Origin of the sequence: Pseudomonas brassicacearum (assembly GCF_918698105.1) — a bacterium.
GTDB lineage: Bacteria > Pseudomonadota > Gammaproteobacteria > Pseudomonadales > Pseudomonadaceae > Aquipseudomonas > Aquipseudomonas brassicacearum_F.
On record NZ_CAKKMI010000009.1, the window covers coordinates 38,314 to 59,515 of the forward strand.

A 21,202-nucleotide genomic window follows, 5' to 3' on the forward strand; every position below is an offset into this window, starting at 1 on the left:
GGTTGACGGGTTGAGGATAGCCCTGCTTGGGAAGTGGATGTAGCGTGGGCCATACAGCGCTCTCAGCCTCAGGGGCTGGTAGCCAGAGGCCAACCGACGCGTGCTGCACGCAGGAGGCTGGCTTTGACAACCAAGCGGTGGAATGGGGCAATAACGAAGATGTAGGCCCGGCCTAGACGGTTGTGGCAGTGGACCACGGTTGAAAGAACCAGTTGGCGATTGCCTTCTGGCTCTGCCTCTCCAGAACACAGGATCGATATCCGGAAGTCGAGGTGCTTGTCGTCCTCTCCCAACACGATTTCAGTCGGGTTCGTGTTGTAGACCTTGAAGACACCTACCCGATTAGCCAGGGTTGCCAAATGCTTGGCGGTCTTGAGACCAAAACAGGCAACGACAGTGTCTCGGACTTTCAGGAGCCATCCGATCCAGGATGGCTGGTGGGAAAAGATGAATCGAGCCAGCAAATCTGGATTGCTGGATGTGCCCGCAGGAAGCCGAATCGCAAAAGCGTCCGCCAGGTTCATCGACTGGTAAAGGTGGGTGATGCCGGACCTCGAGGGGACTGGCACGGCCATAATAATCTCAAATTCGCGGGGCATCGGGGGGCTCTCCTGAGTCCTAACTACCAATTAGACGACATGCCATGTCGCGTTTCTTGTTGGGCGGCGCCCACTTCTCCTTGTCGGATACTGAGCCCGATCAAGGCATCATAGAGCGCTTGCTGCCCAGCCGGTAGAACAGGGAGCAACGTCGCACGGCGCTTGTCGGCATCGAACCAGGATTCAACCAACCACCCCACCAGATAGAGCGCCGAAAGGCATCCGCCAGCGGTTGCAACGTTTCCCTGGCATACAAGAGGTTGGTCCATGGACTCAAGTCCCAGCGCTTGCAAGCTCGATCGTGCATCCGGGTGGGTGGTGGCTCGGCCGCTGAGCAGCCCAAGCCGTTCGAGAATGAAAGCTCCGGCGCATATGGAGCCGATTCGCTGGCGCCGGGCGTCAAGTTCGAACGACGGCAGGAAATCCGGGGCGGCCAGTGCAGCGGGTATCCCTTCCTTGCCGCTGACGAACAATACCGCATCGGCACTGTTGGCCTCGCAAAGCGGACCGTGTACCGAAACAGGCAGGCCGTGCGCCGATCGCACGATAGCGCTGGAACCCAATATTCGGACGTGCCAGTCCTCAGTGTTGCGGCCTAAGATGTCCCACATCAGGAACAGGTCGATATCAGTGAATTGGTCGAAAGCAACCAGAACGATTTTCTTCAAGGCGAACTCCATGAAAAGTGCTGGCGTGCAAAACGCAACGGCCATCTTTGCTGGTGTTCGCAGCGTACCGATCGGTTACGCACCATACACAGTCTGTATGGCGCCAAATAGGGAGCGAAATGACCGGTGAAAAAATTAACGCGTAACCATTGGATCGCGGCGGGTTTTGAGGCCCTCGACCAAACAGGGCATACCGGCGTTTCGGCCGAGAGTCTATCGCGCCGATTGAATGTGACCCGCGGATCGTTCTATCACCATTTCCGCAATCGCGAAGATTTTGTCCGCACTTTGCTGGCCGCTTGGGAAGAAGACTACACCGAGCGCATGCTCGCTTATGCGGGGCAGGGCAGTAGCGCGGGCGAAATCCTGAAACGCTATTTGAGTATTGCCGCTGAGAAACAACCTGGGCGGGAAGTTTCCATCCGAGCCTGGTCGCTGCACGATCCGTTGGTAGGCGAGTTTCAACAGCGTGTCGACACAAGACGACTGGACTTCGCGATACGGACCTGCCGCCGCGTGGCCCATATGCCAGGGCAAGCAGAAGTGATGGGTCAAATGGCCCATCTGTGCCTGATTGGTGGTCAGCAGGCAGGGTTGCGGCGTGATGCCGTTCGCTTCAACCGTTTCCTGCATCGAGCCTTTTCACTTTTCGAAGGGGCGCTGCCACCGTGGCGGAGCTGAGTCATAAGCTAAATCGGGTAACTGAATAAATAGTGTTCCAGGGCTACCGTCCATGGCACTGGCCAAAAAAAACGGCACCCAAAGGTGCCGTTTCTGTTTTCTACGATCTACCGCTACACGATCAGCCCGTCAAGCCAGCCTGCTGAACCAGGGTCAGCAACGGCTGCGGGTATACACCGAGGAAGAACGCCAGTACGGCGATGGCCAGCAGCATCACACCGCCTGCCTTCTGTTCCCAGTGCAACTCGGCGTCGTGGCGACGCAGGTTCGGTTCCATCAGGTACAAGGTGACCATGACGCGCAGGTAGTAGAACACGCCGATGGCACTGCCCAGCACCAGGGAGCCGACCAGCCACCATTGGTGAGCCTCGACGCCGGTGGCGATGATGTAGAACTTGCCGATGAAGCCGGCGGTCAGCGGGATGCCGGCCAGGGACAGCATCATCACGGTCAGCACGGCGGTCAGGTACGGACGGCGCCAGAACAGGCCGCGGTATTCGTACAGGGCGTCGGCGTCGCGGCCGTTGTACGGCGAGGACATCAGGGTGATCACACCGAAGGCGCCGAGGCTGGTGATCACGTAGGTGACCAGGTACACGCCGATGGCTTCCACGGCCAGGCCTTTGCTGGCGATCAGGGCGATCAGCAGGTAGCCGAAGTGGGCGATGGATGAGTAACCCAGCAGACGCTTGAGGTTGCTCTGGGTCAGCGCCAGCAGGTTACCGAACAGGATCGACGCGATGGCGATGATGGTCAGTACGTTGCTCAGCACACCGCTGCTGGCCACTGGCGATATCTGGAACAGGCGCACCATGACCGCGAACACCGCCACTTTCGACGCGGTGGCCAGGAACGCCGCCACTGGCGCCGGGGCGCCTTCGTAGACGTCCGGGGTCCAGAGGTGGAACGGTACCAGCGACAGCTTGAACGCCAGGCCGATCAGCATCATCCCCAGGCCCAGTTGCGCGATCGGGCTAGGCAGGCCGGTGGCCGCCAGGGCCTGGCCGATGCCGACGAAGCTCAGGGTGCCGGCTTCGGCGTAGAGCAGGGCCATACCGAACAACAGGAACGCGGAACCGGCCGCCGACAGCACCATGTACTTGATGCCGGCTTCCAGGGAGCGCTTGTTGAAGAAGGCGTAGGCCACCAGGCCGTAGACCGGTACCGACAGCAGTTCCAGGCCGATGAACAGGCTGGCCAGGTGCTGCGCGCTGACCAGGACCAGGCCACCGGCGGCGGCCATCAGGATCAGCAGGTACAGTTCTTCGCGGTTGCCCGGGTAACCCGAACCGCCATCGCCGAGGTAGGCGTGGGCGAGGGTGACGCAGGCCAGGGTGGCGACCAGGATCAGCGCCATGTACAGGCAGGCGAAGCTGTCGATCTGGATCAGCGGGGTGACCGCCAGTGGCGCGACTTTCAGGGCCGGCAAGATCGACAGCAGGGCCAGGTTCAGCCCCGCCACCGACAGCAGGAAGGTCTGTGAGTGATTGCGCCGCCAGGCGATCGCCAGCATCACCACGATGATCGTGGCGCTGGTGATCAACAGCGGCGCAAGCGCGATAAAGTGTTGAATCGTGAATTCCATAGCGCTCTTACCGGGCCGAAGCGAGTTGAGAGAAGGCGGTGCCGAGCCACTGCTGCACGCCATGCATCGTGGCGGCAGAGGTGTCGAGGAACGGTTGCGGGAAAACGCCGAGGTAAACCAGCAGCACCGCAAGGCCGAGCACCATGATCAGTTCGCGACCGTCCATGCCACGCAGCACTTCGTCCGACTTGGTCGGGCCGAAGTAGGCACGGTGGATCATGATCAGCGAGTAGACCGAACCGAACACCAGGCCGGAAGTGGCGATGGCGGTGATCCACGGAGCGCTGGCGAACGTGCCGATCAGGATCAGGAACTCGCCGACGAAGTTGCCAGTGCCTGGCAGGCCCAGGGAAGCGGCTGCGAAGAACAGGCTGATGGCCGGCAGGTAGGCAATGCGCGACCAGATGCCGCCCATCTCACGCATGTCCCGGGTGTGCAGGCGCTCGTACAACTGGCCGCTGAGGATAAACAGCGCCGCCGCCGACAGGCCGTGAGCCAACATCTGGATCACCGCGCCTTGCAGGGCGAGCTGGCTGCCGGAGTAGATCCCGATCAGCACGAAGCCCATGTGCGAAACGCTGGAGAACGCGATCAGGCGCTTGATGTCGGTCTGGGCGAACGCCAGGAACGCACCGTAGAAAATCCCGATCAGGCCCAGGGTCATGGCGATCGGCGCGAACTCGGCCGACGCATTGGGGAACAGCGGCAGGGCAAAGCGCAGCAGGCCGTAGGCCGCGGTCTTGAGCAAGATACCGGCCAGGTCCACGGAACCTGCGGTCGGCGCCTGGGCGTGCGCATCCGGCAGCCAGGAGTGGAACGGCACCACCGGCAGCTTCACCGCGAAGGCGATGAAGAAGCCGAGCATCAGCACGTACTCGGTGGTCTTGGACATCTGCACTTTCAACAGGTCGGCGTAGTTGAAGGTAATCACGCCGGTGTTGTTGAAGTTGACCAGCACCAGGCCAAGGATCGCCACCAACATGATCAGGCCGGAAGCCTGGGTGAAGATGAAGAACTTGGTCGCCGCGTAGATCCGGGTTTTCTTGCCGTCCGAAGAACTGTGACCCCAGAGCGCGATGAGGAAGTACATCGGCACCAGCATCATTTCCCAGAAGAAGAAGAACATGAACAGGTCCAGCGCCAGGAACACGCCGATGACGCCGCCCAGGATCCACATCAGGTTCAAGTGGAAGAAGCCCACGTGACGCTGGATCTCTTTCCAGGAGCAGAGTACCGAGAGGATACCCAGCAGGCCGGTCAGCAGGATCATCAGCAGCGACAGGCCGTCGAGGGCCAGGTGCACGCTGATGCCGAAGCGCGCGATCCAGACGTGCTTGAATTCAAGCGCCCAGGTTGGATCGGCGCCAGGTGCCGGAGCAAATGAATAGTCGCCGGTCGCCCACAGCCAGAGGCCGAGCGCGAGTTCCAGGGACATGGTCAGCAGCGCAATCCAGCGCGGGAGCGTGGAGCTGGAGCGCTCCGCGATCCAGCACAGCAGGCCGCCGATGAAGGGGATCAGGATTAGCCAGGGCAGAATCATGACGGGCTCGTTTCCTTTCGCAAGTTCGCAAGGTTCATATCAGACCGCTACCAGCACGATGGCGCCGATAACCAGCACGGCGCCAGCCGCCATGGAAGCCGCATACCAACGCAGTTGACCGGTCTCGGTACGGCTCAGGGCAGTGTGGCCGCCCTTGGCCATGCGCGGGATCAGGCCAATGGTCTGGTCGAGCGGGTCTTTGCGCAGAATGTGGCTGATCGCAAGGTATGGCTTGACGAACAGTTTGTCGTAGATCCAGTCGAAGCCCCAGGCGGCGAACCACCAGGCCGAAAGGAATCGCCCGATGCCGCTGTTGGCGATCGCCGTGACGAAACGACGCTTGCCCAGGAACAGCAGGGCGGCCAGCAGGATACCCGCCAGGGCGATGGCACCCGAGGCGATTTCCAGGCTGTGCTTGGCTTCGCCGCCGGCATGGCCGACGCTTTGCGGCAGCACATCGGCCAGCGGTGGGGTGATCATGGCGCCGACGAAGGTCGACAGCACGATCAGCACCGACAGTGGCAGCCAGTGGGCAATGCCATGGCCGGCATGGGCTTGGGTCTTGGCTTCACCGTGGAAGGCGATGAAGATCAGGCGGAAGGTGTACAGCGAGGTCATGAACGCACCCACCAGGCCGGCATAAAGCAGTGCCTGGTTACCGCTGGCGAACGCTTCCCAGAGGATCTCGTCCTTGGAGTAGAAGCCGGCGGTGACCAGGGGCAGGGCCGCGAGGGCCGCGCCGCCAACGATGAAGCTGGCATAGGCCAACGGCAGTTTCTTCCACAGGCCGCCCATCTTGAAGATGTTCTGCTCGTGGTGGCAGGCAACGATCACCGCACCGGAAGCAAGGAACAGCAGCGCCTTGAAGAAGGCGTGGGTCATCAGGTGGAAGATCGCGCCTTCCCAGGCACCAACGCCCAGGGCCAGGAACATGTAGCCGATCTGGCTCATGGTCGAGTAGGCGAGGATGCGCTTGATGTCGGTCTGTACCAGAGCGGCAAAACCGGCCAGTACCAGGGTCACGCCGCCGACGATGCCGACCAGGTGCAGGATGTCCGGCGCCAGGGCGAACAGGCCGTGGGTGCGGGCGATCAGGTAGACACCGGCGGTCACCATGGTCGCGGCGTGGATCAGTGCCGAGACCGGGGTAGGGCCGGCCATCGCGTCCGCCAACCAGGTCTGCAGCGGCAGTTGCGCGGATTTACCGACGGCGCCGCCCAGCAGCATCAGGGTCGCCAGGACGATCCAGAAGTCACCGACCTTGAAGTGCTCGGGTGCCTTGACCAGCAGTTCCTGGATATTCAGCGTGCCCAGTTGCTGGAACAGGATGAACAGGCCGATGGCCATGAACACGTCGCCGATCCGGGTGACGATGAACGCCTTGAGTGCAGCATTCCCGTTGTTGCGGTTGCTGTAGTAGAAACCGATCAACAGGTACGAGCACAGGCCCACGCCTTCCCAGCCGAAGTACAGGAACAACAGGTTATCGCCGAGCACCAGGAACAGCATGCTGGCGATGAACAGGTTGGTGTAGGCGAAGAAGCGCGAGTAACCGGCTTCACCGCGCATGTACCAGGAGGCGAACAAGTGGATCAGGAAACCCACGCCGACCACCACGCCGAGCATGGTCACCGACAGGCCGTCCAGGTAGAGGGCGAAGTTCGGCGTGAAGCCTTCAACGGCCATCCACTGCCACAGCACCTGCACGTACCTGCCACCTTCCGGTGGGGCGACGTTGAATTGCCAGATCACGTAGGCCGTGACGATGGCAGACAGGCCGATGGAACCCACGCCAACCAGCGCCGACAGGTTTTCCGACCAGCGTCCACGGGAGAACGACAGCAGCAGGAAACCGATGAGGGGGAATACGAAAGTCAGGAAGAGAAGGTTCATCCGCGCATCTCGCTGGCAGCGTCAATGTCGAGGGTGTGGAAGCGGCGATACAGCTGCAACAGGATCGCCAGGCCGATACTGGCCTCGGCGGCTGCCAGGCTGATCACCAGGATGAACATGATCTGTCCATCCGGCTGCGCCCAGCGAGCGCCCGCGACGATGAAAGCCAGGGCGGAGGCATTCATCATGACCTCCAGGCTCATCAGCACGAACAGAATGTTGCGGCGGACCATCAGGCCAACCAGACCGAGGCAGAACAGGATGCCGGCAACCGCCAGACCATGCTCGAGAGGGATAGCAGGCATGTGATTACTCCTTCGCCTCGTTACGGCCCAAATGGAACGCCGTGACGGCTGCGGCAAGCAGCAGCATCGAGGCGAGTTCGACCACCAGCAGGTACGGACCGAACAGGCTGATGCCCACGGCCTTGGCGTCTACGGTGGTGTGGCCGATGGCCTGGCCGCTCTGGTGAGCGAACAGCACATACAGCAGTTCACCCAGCAGCAGGGCGGACAGGATCACCGGTCCCGCCCAGATGCCGGGCTTGAGCCAGGAGCGCTCCTGCTGGACCGCGGCCGGGCCGAGGTTGAGCATCATTACCACGAACACGAACAGCACCATGATGGCGCCGGCGTAGGCGATCACTTCCAGGGCACCGGCGAACGGCGCGCCGAGGGCAAAGAAAGTCATGGCCACGGCGATCAGCGAAATGATCAGGTAGAGCAGGGCGTGCACGGGGTTGGTGTTGGTGACCACACGAAGCGTGGACACCACCGCGATACCCGATGCGAAATAGAAAGCGAATTCCATCTTTCTTCCTTAAGGCAGCAAGCTCTTCACGTTGATCGGTTCGGCTTCGTTCTGCGCGGCGCCTTTTGGCTTACCGGCAATGGCCATACCTGCAACACGATAGAAGTTGTAATCAGGGTTTTTACCGGGACCGGAAATCAGCAGATCTTCTTTCTCGTACACCAGGTCCTGACGTTTGAACTCGGCCATTTCGAAATCCGGCGTGAGCTGGATCGCGGTGGTCGGGCAGGCTTCCTCGCAGAGGCCGCAGAAAATGCAGCGCGAGAAGTTGATACGGAAGAAGTCCGGGTACCAGCGACCGTCTTCGGTTTCAGCTTTCTGCAACGAGATGCAACCCACCGGGCACGCCACGGCGCACAGGTTGCAGGCCACGCAGCGCTCTTCGCCGTCGGGGTCGCGGGTCAGGACGATGCGGCCACGATAGCGTGGAGCCAGGTAGACCGGCTCTTCCGGGTATTGCAGGGTGTCACGCTTGCGAAAGCCATGGCCGAAGATCATGACCAGGCTTCGCAGTTGGGTACCGGTACCCTTAACGATGTCGCCAATATATTTGAACATGGGTCAAATCCTCACTGAACCGCGGCCGCAGGCGCGTTCATCAAAACGATCGCAGCGGTCACCAGCATGTTGATCAGGGTCAGCGGCAGGCAGAATTTCCAGCTGAAGTCCATCACCTGGTCGTAGCGTGGGCGCGGGATCGAGGCGCGCAGCAGGACGAACAGCATGATGAAGAACGCGGTCTTCAGGGCGAACCAGACGAAGGACAGTTGCGGCAGGATGCCGAACGGACCGTGCCAGCCACCGAAGAACAGCGTTACCAGCAGCGCCGAGATCAGGATGATGCCGATGTATTCACCGACGAAGAACATGCCCCATTTCATGCCGGCATATTCAATGTGGTAACCGTCGGCCAGTTCCTGCTCCGCTTCCGGCTGGTCGAAGGGGTGACGGTGAGTCACGGCTACGCCCGCGATGAAGAAGGTACAGAAACCGAAGAACTGCGGAATGATGAACCACAGGTTCTGTGCCTGGTACTCGACGATGTCGCGCATGTTGAACGAGCCGGCCTGGATCACGATGCCCATGAGCGACAGGCCCATGAACACTTCGTAGGACACGGTCTGGGCCGAGGCCCGCAGGCTGCCCAGCAGGGCGAACTTGTTGTTGCTCGACCAGCCGGCGAACAGCACCGCATACACCGACAGGCCAGCCATGGCGAAGAAGAACAGCAGGCCGATGTTCAGGTCCGCCACGCCCCAGGTCGGGGTGATCGGGATGATCGCGAAGGCGATCAGCAAGGCGCTCATGGCCACCACCGGTGCCAGGGTGAAGATCACCTTGTCGGCAAACGGCGGCGTCCAGTCTTCCTTGAAGAACATCTTGATCATGTCAGCGGCGATCTGGAACATGCCGAATGGGCCGACGCGGTTCGGACCGTAGCGGTCCTGCCACCAGCCCAGCAGGCGACGTTCGACGAAGCTCAACAGTGCGCCTGCGACCACCACGGCCAGCAGGATCACGATGGCCTTGAGGACCGTCAGGATCACAGCGATCACTTCAGGGGTGAACCAGCTCATTGCGCTGCCTCCTGCAGACCGTCGACGGTTTTGCCGAAAATCGCTGGCGGGATGCCTGCCAGGCCGGCCGGCAGGGCCACCAGGCCGGCGCCCAGTTCTTCATTGATGCGCAGTGGCAGACGCAAGGTCTGGCCGGCCACGTTCAGGCTCAGCAGGGCACCGTCGTTAACGCCCAGGCGGTCGGCTTCGGACTTGGCCAGCGACACGTAGGCGGCCGGGATGCGTTCCTGCACCGGTGCGGCCTTGGAAGAGTTCTCTTCGCTGCCGAACAGGTGATGGAACGGCACGACCTGCCAGGTGCCCGGTGCCGGGTTGAAGGCGCGCGGCACGCTGGCGAACCAGCTCAGGCGATCGCCCTGGCTTTCGATCAGGCGGGTGCCCGGGTCACCGGCACGCAGGTGACCACCGACTTCGTCCTGGAACTTGTTCCAGGCTTGCGGCGAGTTCCAGCCCGGCGACCAGGCGAATGGCACCTGGGAACGTGGTTCGGTCGAGCCCGAGTAGCCTTCCATGGAGAACGAGAACGCGGTGTCGTTGTCCTGGGAGGTGCGCGGTTCGTGGACGCTGATGTCGGCGCGCATGGCGGTGCGACCGGAGTAGCGCAGCGGTTCGCGCGCCAGCTTCAGGCCTTTGATGCGGAACGAGGCGGACGGTGCGGCGTCGACGATGCGGGCCAGTTGCGGGCTGCTCGAAGCGACAGCGGCGGTAACGTGGTCCAGTTGCGTCCAGTCGATCGGCTGGTCCAGCAGGGTCGAGCGCAGGGCATGCAGCCAGCGCCAGCCTTCATGAACCAGGATGCTGGCGTCCAGGTATTGCGGGTCGAAGACCTGGAAGAAGCGCTGGGCGCGACCTTCCTGGCTGACCAGCGTACCGTCGCCTTCGGCGAAGCTCGCCGCCGGCAGCACCAGGTGGGCGCGGTCGGTGGTGGCGGTTTTCTGATGGTCGGCGACGATCAGCACTTTCGCGGCGTTCAGCGCGGCATCGACCTTGGCCTTGTCGGTGCGGGTGTAGAGGTCGTTTTCCAGCACCACGATGGCGTCGGCGCTGCCGTCGATCACCGCTTGCAGGGCCGCATCCACCGATTCGCCACCGAGCATGGCCAGGCCAAGGCTGTTGGCTTCCGGCACGATCAGGCTGATGGAACCGTTCTTCTCGCGCAGCTTCAAGGCCTTGGCGATGTTGGCCGCGGCTTCGATCAGCGCCTTGGAACCCAACGAGGTGCCGGCGATGATCAGTGGACGCTTGGCCGCCAGCAGGGCGTCGGCGATGCGTTGGGCCAGGGCGGCCGCTTCGCTGTCCAGGCCTTCTACGGCCGGGGCGCTGGCGTCCAGGGCGTGGGCCACGGCGAAACCGATGCGGGCCAGGTCGTCCGGGGCGGCGTGGACGCATTCCTCGGCCACGTCGTCGAGCTTGGTTTCAGCAAGGCTGGCGATGAACAGTGGGTTCAGCGCGTGCTGGCCGATGTTCTTCACGGCGGCGTCGAGCCATGGCTGGACGCGCATGGCGTCGGCCATGTCCTCGGCCTTGCCCTTGACCGACTGGCGCAGGGCCAGGGCCATGCGGGCGGCAGTCTGGGTCAGGTCTTCACCGAGGACGAACACTGCGTCGTGGTCTTCGATGTCGCGCATGTTCGGCACGGGCAGCGGGCTGTCCTTGAGCACTTGCAGCACCAGGCGGATACGTTCCAGCTCACCGGCCTCGATGCCACTGTAGAAGTGCTCGGCGCCGACCAGTTCACGCAGCGCGTAGTTGCTTTCCAGGCTGGCCCGTGGCGAACCGATGCCGACGATGTTGCGACCGCGCAGCAGCTCGGCGGCCTTGTCCAGGGCTTGGTCCAGGCTCAGCTTGGCACCGTTTGCCAGCAGCGGCTGGCGTGGGCGATCCGTGCGGTTGACGTAGCCATAGCCGAAACGGCCACGGTCACACAGGAAGTACTGGTTCACCGAACCGTTGAAGCGGTTTTCGATGCGACGCAGTTCACCGTAGCGCTCGCCCGGGGAGATGTTGCAACCGCTGGAGCAGCCATGGCAGATGCTCGGCGAGAACTGCATGTCCCATTTGCGGTTGTAACGCTCGGAGTGAGTCTTGTCGGTGAACACACCGGTCGGGCAGACCTCGGTGAGGTTGCCGGAGAACTCGCTTTCCAGGGTGCCGTCTTCAACGCGACCGAAGTAAACGTTGTCGTGGGCACCGAATACGCCCAGGTCGGTGCCGCCGGCGTAGTCCTTGTAGAAGCGCACGCAGCGGTAGCAGGCGATGCAGCGGTTCATCTCGTGGGAAATGAACGGGCCGAGGTCCTGGTTCTGGTGGGTGCGCTTGGTGAAGCGATAGCGGCGCTCGTTGTGGCCGGTCATCACCGTCATGTCTTGCAGGTGGCAGTGGCCGCCTTCCTCACAGACCGGGCAGTCGTGAGGGTGGTTGGTCATCAGCCATTCGACGACGCTGGCGCGAAACACTTTCGCTTCTTCGTCGTCGATGGAGATCCAGCTGCCGTCGGTGGCAGGGGTCATGCAGGACATGACGATCCGACCACGCTTGTCGTTTTCGTCGGTGTACTGCTTGACCGCGCACTGGCGACAAGCGCCAACGCTGCCAAGGGCGGGGTGCCAGCAGAAATAAGGAATGTCGAGGCCCAGCGACAGACATGCCTGTAACAGGTTGTCTGCGCCATCGACTTCGAGCTCTTTGCCGTCTACGTGGATAGTGGCCATGGTTCAAAGTTCTTCGTTGGCCCGGTGTCAGCGGGCGTGGCTAATGGAATCTTGTTATTCGTCCGAATCCAAACAGCCTGGTAAAAGGCGTCATCGGACGAAGGCGCAGGGCACGGACCCTGCGCCTTTCAAAGCGTCGTTACGCGCCGACCATGGTCGGCGTGACCACCTGATTGAGGTCGCCCGCGCGGGTTGGCGCGATGCCGGCCTCGAACTCAGGGCGGAAGTATTTGATCGCGCTGCCCAACGGCTCCACGGCACCCGGTGCGTGAGCACAGAAGGTCTTGCCTGGGCCGAGGAAACCCACCAGACCCAGCAGGGTCTCGATGTCGCCGGCCTGGCCTTCGCCGTTTTCAAGGGCCCGCAGCAGCTTGACGCTCCAGGGCAGGCCATCGCGGCAAGGGGTGCAGAAACCGCACGACTCACGGGAGAAGAACTCTTCCATGTTGCGCAGCAGCGAGACCATGTTGACGCTGTCGTCCACCGCCATGGCCAGGCCGGTGCCCATGCGGGTGCCGACCTTGGCGATGCCGCCGGCGTACATTTGGGCGTCCAGGTGTTCCGGCAACAGGAACCCGGTACCGGCGCCGCCAGGCTGCCAGCACTTGAGCGTGTAGCCGTCGCGCATGCCGCCGGCATAGTCTTCGAACAGCTCGCGGCCGGTGACGCCGAACGGCAGTTCCCACAGGCCAGGGTTCTTGACCTTGCCGGAGAAGCCCATGAGCTTGGTGCCCATGTCTTCGCTGCCGGCGCGGGCTAGGGATTTGTACCAGTCCACGCCGTCGGCGATGATCGCCGGCACGTTGCACAGGGTCTCGACGTTGTTCACGCAGGTCGGCTTGCCCCACACGCCGACAGCGGCAGGGAAGGGCGGCTTGGAACGTGGGTTGGCGCGACGACCTTCCAGGGAGTTGATCAGCGCGGTTTCTTCACCGCAGATATAGCGCCCGGCACCGGTGTGGACGAACAGCTCGAAATCGAAGCCGCTGCCCAGGATGTTCTTGCCCAGCAGGCCTGCGGCCTTGGCTTCTTCCACGGCACGGTTCAAGTGCTTGGCGGCGGTGGTGTATTCGCCACGCAGGAAGATATAGCCACGGTAGGTTTTCAGCGCGCGGGCGCTGATCAGCATGCCTTCGATCAGCAGATGGGGCAGTTGCTCCATCAGCATGCGGTCCTTCCAGGTGTTGGGCTCCATTTCATCCGCGTTGCACAGCAGGTAGCGGATGTTGATGGATTCGTCCTTGGGCATCAGGCCCCACTTCACACCCGTGGGGAAACCCGCGCCGCCGCGGCCCTTGAGGCCGGAGTCTTTCACGGTCTGGACGATGTCGTCGCCGGCCATGTCGGCGAACGCCTTGCGCGCGGCGGCGTAGCCGTTCTTGGCCTGGTACTCGTCCAGCCATACCGCTTCGCCGTCGTCACGCAGACGCCAGGTCAGGGGATGGGTTTCGGCCGAACGCTGGATGCGGTTGGCGGGCCCGAAGGAAGTAAGGGTCATACGTAGCCCTCCAGCAGTTTGGCGACGCCGTCAGGCTGGACGTCACCGAAGGTGTCGTCGTCGATCATCAGCGCTGGCGCCTTGTCGCAGTTACCCAGGCAGCACACCGGCAGCAGGGTGAAGCGACCGTCGGCGGTGGTCTGGCCCAGGCCGATGCCCAGCTTGTTCTGGAGCTCGCCGACCACCGATTCGTGGCCACCGATGTAGCAGACCATGCTGTCGCAGACACGAATGATGTGGCGGCCCACTGGCTGGCGGAAAATCTGGCTATAGAAGGTGGCCACGCCTTCGACGTCGCTGGCCGGGATGCCGAGGATCTCGCCGATGGCGTAGAGCGCGCCGTCAGGCACCCAGCCACGTTCCTTCTGGACGATCTTCAGGGCTTCGATCGACGCCGCGCGCGGGTCTTCGTAGTGATGCAGCTCGTGCTCGATGGCCGAGCGCTCGGTTTCGCTCAGGGCGAAACGGTCTGTCTGGATAAGCGTGCTATTCATGCTTAGCGGTCCACGTCGGCCATAACGAAATCGATACTACCCAGGTACGCGATCAAGTCCGCGACCATGCTGCCTTTGATCACGGAAGGGATCTGCTGCAGGTGCGGGTAGCTTGGGGTGCGAATCCGGGTGCGGTAGCTCATGGTGCCGCCGTCGCTCGTCAGGTAATAACTGTTGATGCCCTTGGTCGCTTCGATCATCTGGAAGGACTCGTTGGCCGGCATGACCGGGCCCCACGAAACCTGCAGGAAGTGCGTGATCAGGGTCTCGATGTGTTGCAGGGTGCGCTCTTTGGGCGGCGGCGTGGTCAGCGGGTGATCCGCCTTGTACGGGCCTTCCGGCATGTTGCGCATGCATTGGTCGATGATCTTGATGCTCTGGCGCATTTCCTCGACGCGAACCATGCAGCGGTCGTAGGCATCGCCATTGGCCGCCAGCGGTACTTCGAATTCGAAGTTTTCGTAGCCGGAGTAGGGACGCGCCTTGCGCAGGTCGAAGTCGCAACCGGTGGAACGCAGGCCGGCACCGGTGACGCCCCATTCCAGGGCCTCTTTGGTGTTGTAGGCGGCGACCCCGATGGTCCGACCCTTGAGGATGCTGTTCTGCAGGGCGGCCTTGGTGTATTCGTCCAGGCGCTTGGGCATCCACTCGACGAAGTCCTTGACCAGCTTTTCCCAGCCGCGCGGCAGGTCGTGAGCCACGCCACCGATGCGGTACCAGGCCGGGTGCAGGCGGAAACCGGTGATGGCTTCGATCACCGTGTAGGCCTTCTGGCGGTCGGTGAAGGTGAAGAACACCGGGGTCATGGCCCCCACGTCCTGGATATAGGTCCCCAGGAACAGCAAGTGGCTGGTGATACGGAAGAACTCGGCCATCATGATGCGGATGACGTCGACCTTCTCCGGTACCTTGATCCCGGCCAGTTTCTCGACCGAAAGCACGTACGGCAGGTTGTTCATCACGCCGCCGAGGTAGTCGATGCGGTCGGTGTACGGGATGAAGCTGTGCCAGGACTGGCGCTCGGCCATTTTCTCGGCACCACGGTGGTGGTAGCCGATGTCAGGCACGCAGTCGACGATCTCTTCGCCGTCCAACTGCAGGATGATGCGGAATGCACCGTGGGCCGAAGGGTGGTTCGGGCCGAGGTTGAGGAACATGTAGTCCTCGTTGGCGCCCGAACGCTTCATGCCCCAGTCTTCAGGCTTGAAGCGCGCGGCTTCTTCCTCGAGCTGTTGCTTGGCCAGGGACAGGCTGAACGGGTCGAACTCGGTGGCACGGGCCGGGAAGTCCTTGCGCAGCGGGTGACCTTCCCAGGTCGGCGGCATCATGATGCGGGTCAGGTGCGGGTGGCCGGGGAAGTCGATCCCGTACATGTCCCACACTTCACGCTCGTACCAGTTGGCGTTCGGCCAGATGCCGGTCACGGTCGGCACGCTAAGGTCGCTCTCGGACAAGGCGACCTTGATCATTACGTCACTATTACGCTCGATCGACATCAGGTGATAGAACACGGTGAAGTCGACGCCGTCGGGCAGCCCTTGACGCTTGGTGCGCAGGCGCTCGTCCACGCCGTGCAGGTCATAGAGCATGACGTACGGCTTGGGCAGGTTGCGCAGGAAAGTCAGGACTTCGACGAGTTTGGCGCGGGCAACCCACAGCACCGGCATGCCGGTGCGGGTCGGCTGGGCGGTGAACGCCTCGGGGCCAAAACGGTTGTTCAGTTCGACGACCACATCCTGGTCGTCTGCCTTGTAAGGCGGGATGTACAGAGCACTGCCTGTAGTCATGGTTATTTATCGCTTTCGGTCAACGTAAAGAATGAAGCCAGGTTCTCGTTTCTTATGCAGAGCAGAGCTGGATCAGACTTCGTCGGGGCTGCGCAGGTTGGTGACTGCGATACGCTGTTCGCGGCGCTGTTCCTTTTGCGATGGCATGTCGGCGCGATAGACGCCTTGATCGCCAACGACCCAGGACAGTGGGCGACGCTCCTGGCCAATCGACTCCTGCAACAGCATCAGGCCTTGCAGGAAAGCTTCAGGGCGAGGCGGGCAGCCGGGCACGTAGACGTCCACGGGCAGGAACTTGTCCACCCCTTGAACGACGGAGTAGATGTCGTACATGCCACCGGAGTTGGCGCACGAACCCATGGAGATGACCCACTTGGGCTCGAGCATTTGCTCGTAGAGACGCTGGATGATCGGCGCCATCTTGATGAAGCAGGTACCGGCGATAACCATGAAATCCGCCTGGCGTGGCGATGCCCGGATCACCTCGGCGCCAAAGCGCGCGATGTCGTGGGGCGCCGTGAAGGCGGTGGTCATTTCCACGTAGCAGCACGAAAGGCCGAAGTTGTACGGCCACAGGGAGTTCTTGCGACCCCAGTTGACCGTGCTGTTCAGCACGTCTTCGAGCTTGCCCATGAAGATGTTTTTGTGGACTTGATCTTCTAACGGATCGGCGACGGTTTCCCGTTCGCCAATCGGATACTGCTCGTTAGGAGCATCGGGGTCGATCCTGGTGAGATTGTATTGCATTGCCAAAGCCTCATTGTTTCAGCTTCGCTTGCCGCTTGCGCCGAGCTTCCGGAGCCCAATCAAGCGCCCCCACTCGGTAAAGGTAGACAAGACCTGCCAACAGAATTGCTATGAAAACGAGAGCTTCGACGAATCCGGTCCAGCCGCTTTCGCGGACGGACACAGACCATGCAAAGAGAAAGAGGGCTTCGATATCGAAGATCACGAAGAGCATCGCGACCAGATAGAATTTGGCTGAGAGCCGCAAGCGGGCGCCACCGGTAGGTAGCATGCCGGACTCGAACGGTTCGTTTTTGCTGCGGCCCCAGGCTTTTGACCCGAGCAGGCTCGATACCCCGAGCATGAAGGCACACAGGCCGACAACACCCAGAAGGAAAATGGCAAAGCCCCAGTTGTGGGCCATGAGTCCTGTCGCTTCGGGCATGCTGGAAATCCTTAACAGAGAGCAAAGGTCTCTGAGCTTGAAAAGAAATAACGCAGTGACGATATGTCGCAGCAATCAATCGCGGTGATTTTATGGCTAAACACCGGGCAAGTAAAATTCCTATAGCGAAATTATTTATTGGAATAAGGACATAGCGCGCCTCCATGACCCCGCGGCCCAGGCCGGGCGGGCGTTGACCGTTTGTTCAGCAATAATATTTCGTGCGGAATGTAACAATGATAATGGCTTCCAAATGATAATTATTATTATCTGTGGCGACCTTTCTACGGTGCACTTAGTGTTGTGCCCAAGAGACTGTCTTACATCGCCGCTACTGCAATTGTCAGCGCCGAACGTTTTACTCCTTTTCAGACTGCCCAATACTGCGTTCGATCAATTTTTCTACCCGTGCGCCCCGAAGTTTTGTGAGGGCTCGGTGAGGGTGGTGCTGCATGGGCACGCCACGTTGATGCTTCAGGCGGTCTCGTGCCGATTTTTGCTCGCTAGCCTCCCGCCCAATCTATACATCGTCGACTTCCCTTGAAGAAATGATGGCAAATGGCTATCTTTGCGGTTCATTCATCTAATCATCTATACCAATATTTGATTAGGCTAGCGCCCCTTCTTAGATAGCTACGTCCGTTTTCATTGTTCGTGGCTGATTACCATAAGGAATGTCATGAACTCTTGGATCGCGAATATGAGCGTTATGCTCAAGCTGGCTTTGGGCTTTGCCGTTGTGCTGCTGCTGACCGCCATCCTCGCCGCGACCGGCTGGTTCAGCCTGGGAAAAATGATCGAGCGTACTGATCGCATGTCCAGCATTACTGAGCTCGGCAACCGTCTTGATCACCTGCGCAGGGCTCGTTTGCAATACCAGTTGGACAGGGGGGACGAACAAAAGGGGGCATTGATCCAGGCGTCGCTGGACCAGTTTGTCGCCCAGCAAAAAAGCCTCGCAAACGAGTTGAGAAAAGCTGAAAACCAGAAAAAACTAGCGCTGATCGAGCAGGCCAGCACGCAGTATCAAGTGGCGCTGAATACGATGCGCGAGGCTTATCGCAACGACGCAGCGATGCGCAAGGAGATGGGCGTCAATGCGGTCAAAGGCGCCGCGCTGATTGCCAAGGTCATCAGTGATGTAGAGGCAATGCCCGCCTCGGATGAACGCCGCTTTGACCTGTATAGGATCATCCTCAAGGCCAAGGAGGACTTGGCGCTGGTGCGTTATGAAGTGCGCGGCTATACCGGCAACCCCAACAGCGCCACCGAACAAGCCGCCGCCCGCCAGTTGGAAAATGCGCTCAAGAGCATCGAGGCCCTCAACAGCGCCTTCGGCCCGACCTATGCCGACACCATCAAGCAACTGGAAACTGCGGTGATTGCTTACCGCCGTTCGGTGCAGGACTTCACTGCCAGCAATCAGGCCATTGGCAAGGCCGTGCAGGACACTGTCGATTTGGGTGAAACCATCACTCGCCTGTCTGACGAAATGTATGCCAGCCAGTTGGTCTCCCGGGACGAAGACAGCGCCCAGGCTCGCATCCTGCAACTGAGTTGTACTGCCTTGGCGATGTTGTTGGGGATTTTTGCCGCCTTGATCATCACCCGCCAGATTACACGGCCGTTGCGGGAAACATTGGCTGTGGTCGATCGAATTGCAGCGGGCGACCTTACGCAACACGTAACAGTGACCCGCCGTGATGAGTTGGGTGCCTTGCAACAGGGCATTCAGCGCATGGGCATCACCTTGCGCGATCTGATCGGTGGCATCCGCGACGGCGTCACCCAAATCGCCAGTGCCGCCGAAGAGCTATCGGCTGTCACCGAGCAGACCAGTGCCGGGGTCAATAGCCAGAAGACCGAGACCGATCAGGTAGCTACCGCCATGCACGAAATGTCGGTCACCGTGCATGAGGTCGCGCGTAATGCCGAACAAGCTCGGGCAGCCGCATCAGAGGCCGATGCGCAAGCCCGTATGGGTGATCAAGTGGTTGCGCAAGCCATCGTTCAGATTGAGCGCTTGGCCGGTGAGGTCGGGCGCTCAGTCGAAGCCATGAACGAGCTGGAACAGGAAAGCGGACGCATCGGCAAAATCATGGACGTGATCAGGGCGGTGGCTGAGCAGACCAACTTGCTGGCCCTTAACGCCGCCATCGAGGCCGCTCGCGCGGGTGATGCCGGGCGTGGTTTTGCCGTGGTCGCCGATGAAGTGCGAGGGTTGGCCCAGCGTACCCAGCATTCCACCGAAGAGATTGAAAGCCTGGTGGCGGGCTTGCAGAACGGCACGCGCCAGGTATCGAGCATCATGCGAAACAGCCGCGAACTGACCGACAGCAGCGTGGAATTGGCAGGTAAAGCCGGCACCTCCCTGGGCAACATCACCCAGGCGGTTTCCGGCATTCAGGCCATGAACCAACAGATTGCCGCCGCCGCGGTGCAACAAAGCTCGGTGGCCGAGGAAATCAGCCGCAGTATCCTGAGCGTGCGCGATGTATCCGAACAGACCGCCTCGGCCAGCGAAGAAACCGCAGCCTCCAGCATCGAACTGGCGCGCCTGGGTAACCAGTTGCAGCAGTTGGTCAGTCACTTCAAGGTGTGAAAAACGGAGCTGGAAAAACCGGCAAAAAAAAGCCCCGAACCAGTCGGGGCTTCAGATCATCGGCTTTGCGGTTAGCTTTTACTCGGTCCGCAAGGGCCGTTTACGGCGTGGATCAGTGGAACTGTTCTTCTTCGGTGGAACCGGTCAGTGCGGTCACCGACGAAGTGCCGCCCTGGATCACGGTGGTCATGTCGTCGAAGTAGCCGGTGCCCACTTCCTGCTGGTGAGCCACGAAGGTGTAGCCCTTGGCGGCGTCGGCGAACTCTTGCTCTTGCAGCTTCACGTAGGCGGTCATGTCGTTGCGGGCGTAGTCGTGCGCCAGGTTGAACATGCTGTGCCACATGTTGTGAATGCCGGCCAGGGTGATGAACTGGTGCTTGTAGCCCATGGCGGACAGTTCGCGCTGGAACTTGGCGATGGTCGCGTCGTCCAGGTTTTTCTTCCAGTTGAAGGAAGGCGAGCAGTTGTACGACAGGATCTGGTCTGGGTATTCCTTCTTGATCGCTTCGGCGAAGCGACGAGCCTCGTCCAGGTCCGGCTTGGCGGTTTCGCACCAGATCAGGTCGGCGTACGGCGCGTAGGCCAGGCCACGGGCGATGGCTTGGTCGAGACCGGCGCGCACCTTGTAGAAGCCTTCCTGGGTGCGGGTACCGGTGACGAACGGCTGGTCGTACGGGTCGCAGTCGGAGGTCAGCAGGTCAGCGGCGTTGGCGTCGGTACGGGCCAGGATGATGGTCGGTACACCGGCAACGTCGGCGGCCAGGCGGGCAGCGGTCAGCTTCTGCACGGCTTCCTGGGTAGGAACCAGTACCTTGCCGCCCATGTGGCCGCATTTTTTCACCGAAGCCAGTTGGTCTTCGAAGTGAACGCCGGCGGCGCCAGCCTCGATCATGCTCTTCATCAGCTCGTAGGCGTTCAGGACGCCGCCGAAACCGGCTTCAGCGTCAGCCACGATCGGCGCGAAGTAGTCGATGTAGCCTTCGTCGCCCGGGTTCTTGCCGGCTTTCCACTGGATCTGGTCGGCACGACGGAACGAGTTGTTGATGCGCTTGACCACGGTTGGAACCGAATCCACCGGGTACAGCGACTGGTCGGGGTACATCGACTCGGCGGAGTTGTTGTCCGCGGCCACTTGCCAGCCCGACAGGTAGATCGCCTGGATGCCGGCCTTGACTTGCTGCACAGCCTGGCCGCCGGTCAGGGCGCCCATGCAGTTGACGAAATCTTTCTCGGGACGGAAGGCTGGCTTGGCGCCCTGGGTGACCAGGTTCCAGAGCTTGTCGGCGCCCATTTTCGCCAGGGTGTGCTCAGGTTGAACCGAGCCACGCAGACGGACGACGTCAGCAGCGGAATAATTGCGCTTCACGCCTTTCCAGCGCGGGTTTTCAGCCCAATCTTTTTCAAGGGCTGCAATTTGCTGTTCGCGTGTCAGTGCCATGGAGATAAACCTCGTCGCATAGGTCTTGGTGGAAAATTCCTGCTCCTGCCGATCAGGGGTTGGCGTACAAGTCGGTTCAGGCGGGGCGGCGACGGGATGAACGATGGGCTCGAGGGGAAAGTGAGCAGGTAGGGGCGAACTGCGGGCG

General features: G+C 61.2%; 18 protein-coding genes and 1 pseudogene. 3 read left to right on the plus strand and 16 right to left on the minus strand.

All coding sequences use genetic code 11. The annotated features are described in order from the left end of the window. Positions 1-68: 68 nt before the first annotated feature. Together LQ215_RS05795 and LQ215_RS05800 are read right to left on the minus strand one after the other, a co-directional pair. Entirely contained in the window at positions 69-599 is a 531-nt protein-coding gene (locus tag LQ215_RS05795; protein WP_230147872.1) for a DUF2867 domain-containing protein, read from the minus strand. A gap of 23 nt (positions 600-622) precedes the next feature. Further along, positions 623-1,267 carry a DJ-1/PfpI family protein gene (locus LQ215_RS05800; RefSeq protein WP_230147874.1) on the minus strand — a complete coding sequence of 215 codons (645 nt, stop codon included), beginning with the start codon at positions 1,265-1,267 and terminating at the stop codon, positions 623-625. 126 nt (positions 1,268-1,393) lie between these two features. Here LQ215_RS05800 and LQ215_RS05805 point away from each other — a divergent pair, with 126 nt between their 5' ends. Beyond that, on the plus strand, positions 1,394-1,948 hold the full coding sequence (locus LQ215_RS05805) for a TetR/AcrR family transcriptional regulator (protein ID WP_230147876.1): 555 nt from the start codon (positions 1,394-1,396) through the stop codon (positions 1,946-1,948). A 121-nt stretch (positions 1,949-2,069) separates the two neighbouring features. Here the strand turns inward: LQ215_RS05805 and nuoN are convergent, their stop codons facing one another. From nuoN to LQ215_RS05870, 13 genes are all read right to left on the minus strand, one after another. Beyond that, positions 2,070-3,533: an NADH-quinone oxidoreductase subunit NuoN gene (gene nuoN, locus LQ215_RS05810; RefSeq protein WP_003203388.1), complete on the minus strand. Its 1,464-nt coding sequence runs from the start codon at positions 3,531-3,533 to the stop codon at positions 2,070-2,072. A gap of 7 nt (positions 3,534-3,540) precedes the next feature. Then, the gene (gene nuoM / locus LQ215_RS05815) at positions 3,541-5,073 is read right to left on the minus strand and encodes an NADH-quinone oxidoreductase subunit M (protein WP_014337671.1); all 1,533 of its coding nucleotides are present in this window, start codon (positions 5,071-5,073) and stop codon (positions 3,541-3,543) included. 39 nt (positions 5,074-5,112) lie between these two features. Beyond that, entirely contained in the window at positions 5,113-6,966 is a 1,854-nt protein-coding gene (gene nuoL / locus LQ215_RS05820) for an NADH-quinone oxidoreductase subunit L (RefSeq protein WP_230147878.1), read from the minus strand. After that, positions 6,963-7,271 (minus strand): NADH-quinone oxidoreductase subunit NuoK, encoded by a 309-nt coding sequence (nuoK, locus tag LQ215_RS05825; protein ID WP_003180046.1) that lies wholly within the window; start codon positions 7,269-7,271, stop codon positions 6,963-6,965. Before nuoK ends, nuoL begins: the two co-directional genes overlap by 4 nt. A gap of 4 nt (positions 7,272-7,275) precedes the next feature. Continuing rightward, on the minus strand, positions 7,276-7,776 hold the full coding sequence (gene nuoJ, locus LQ215_RS05830) for an NADH-quinone oxidoreductase subunit J (protein WP_003203382.1): 501 nt from the start codon (positions 7,774-7,776) through the stop codon (positions 7,276-7,278). Between the two features lie 9 nt (positions 7,777-7,785). Further along, on the minus strand, positions 7,786-8,334 hold the full coding sequence (gene nuoI, locus LQ215_RS05835; RefSeq protein WP_003180051.1) for an NADH-quinone oxidoreductase subunit NuoI: 549 nt from the start codon (positions 8,332-8,334) through the stop codon (positions 7,786-7,788). 11 nt (positions 8,335-8,345) lie between these two features. Beyond that, positions 8,346-9,353 carry an NADH-quinone oxidoreductase subunit NuoH gene (gene nuoH, locus LQ215_RS05840; protein ID WP_230147880.1) on the minus strand — a complete coding sequence of 336 codons (1,008 nt, stop codon included), beginning with the start codon at positions 9,351-9,353 and terminating at the stop codon, positions 8,346-8,348. Beyond that, entirely contained in the window at positions 9,350-12,064 is a 2,715-nt protein-coding gene (gene nuoG / locus LQ215_RS05845) for an NADH-quinone oxidoreductase subunit NuoG (protein ID WP_230147881.1), read from the minus strand. The genes nuoH and nuoG overlap by 4 nt, the downstream gene beginning before the upstream one ends. Before the next feature lie 139 nt (positions 12,065-12,203). Continuing rightward, complete coding sequence (nuoF, locus tag LQ215_RS05850) at positions 12,204-13,562, minus strand: NADH-quinone oxidoreductase subunit NuoF (protein WP_230147884.1); 1,359 nt, start codon at positions 13,560-13,562, stop codon at positions 12,204-12,206. Continuing rightward, positions 13,559-14,056 (minus strand): NADH-quinone oxidoreductase subunit NuoE, encoded by a 498-nt coding sequence (gene nuoE, locus LQ215_RS05855; protein WP_214912768.1) that lies wholly within the window; start codon positions 14,054-14,056, stop codon positions 13,559-13,561. Before nuoE ends, nuoF begins: the two co-directional genes overlap by 4 nt. 2 nt (positions 14,057-14,058) lie before the next feature. Continuing rightward, entirely contained in the window at positions 14,059-15,843 is a 1,785-nt protein-coding gene (gene nuoC / locus LQ215_RS05860; protein ID WP_057450016.1) for an NADH-quinone oxidoreductase subunit C/D, read from the minus strand. 72 nt (positions 15,844-15,915) lie between these two features. After that, positions 15,916-16,590, minus strand: coding sequence for a NuoB/complex I 20 kDa subunit family protein (locus LQ215_RS05865; protein WP_013693708.1), 675 nt, complete (start codon positions 16,588-16,590; stop codon positions 15,916-15,918). Between the two features lie 10 nt (positions 16,591-16,600). Beyond that, positions 16,601-17,014, minus strand: a complete 414-nt coding sequence (locus LQ215_RS05870; RefSeq protein WP_030141323.1) for an NADH-quinone oxidoreductase subunit A — start codon at positions 17,012-17,014, stop codon at positions 16,601-16,603. Positions 17,015-17,828: 814 nt separating this feature from the next. Here LQ215_RS05870 and LQ215_RS29705 point away from each other — a divergent pair. Both LQ215_RS29705 and LQ215_RS29710 read left to right on the plus strand, forming a co-directional pair. Beyond that, positions 17,829-18,710 (plus strand): annotated as a pseudogene (locus tag LQ215_RS29705) (methyl-accepting chemotaxis protein); the annotation flags it as partial. Between the two features lie 201 nt (positions 18,711-18,911). Then, complete coding sequence (locus tag LQ215_RS29710) at positions 18,912-19,616, plus strand: methyl-accepting chemotaxis protein (RefSeq protein WP_436839559.1); 705 nt, start codon at positions 18,912-18,914, stop codon at positions 19,614-19,616. 112 nt (positions 19,617-19,728) lie between these two features. On the opposite strand, the gene aceA is transcribed toward LQ215_RS29710, so the two are convergent. Further along, complete coding sequence (gene aceA / locus LQ215_RS05880) at positions 19,729-21,054, minus strand: isocitrate lyase (protein WP_003203364.1); 1,326 nt, start codon at positions 21,052-21,054, stop codon at positions 19,729-19,731. Between the last annotated feature and the right edge of the window lie 148 nt (positions 21,055-21,202).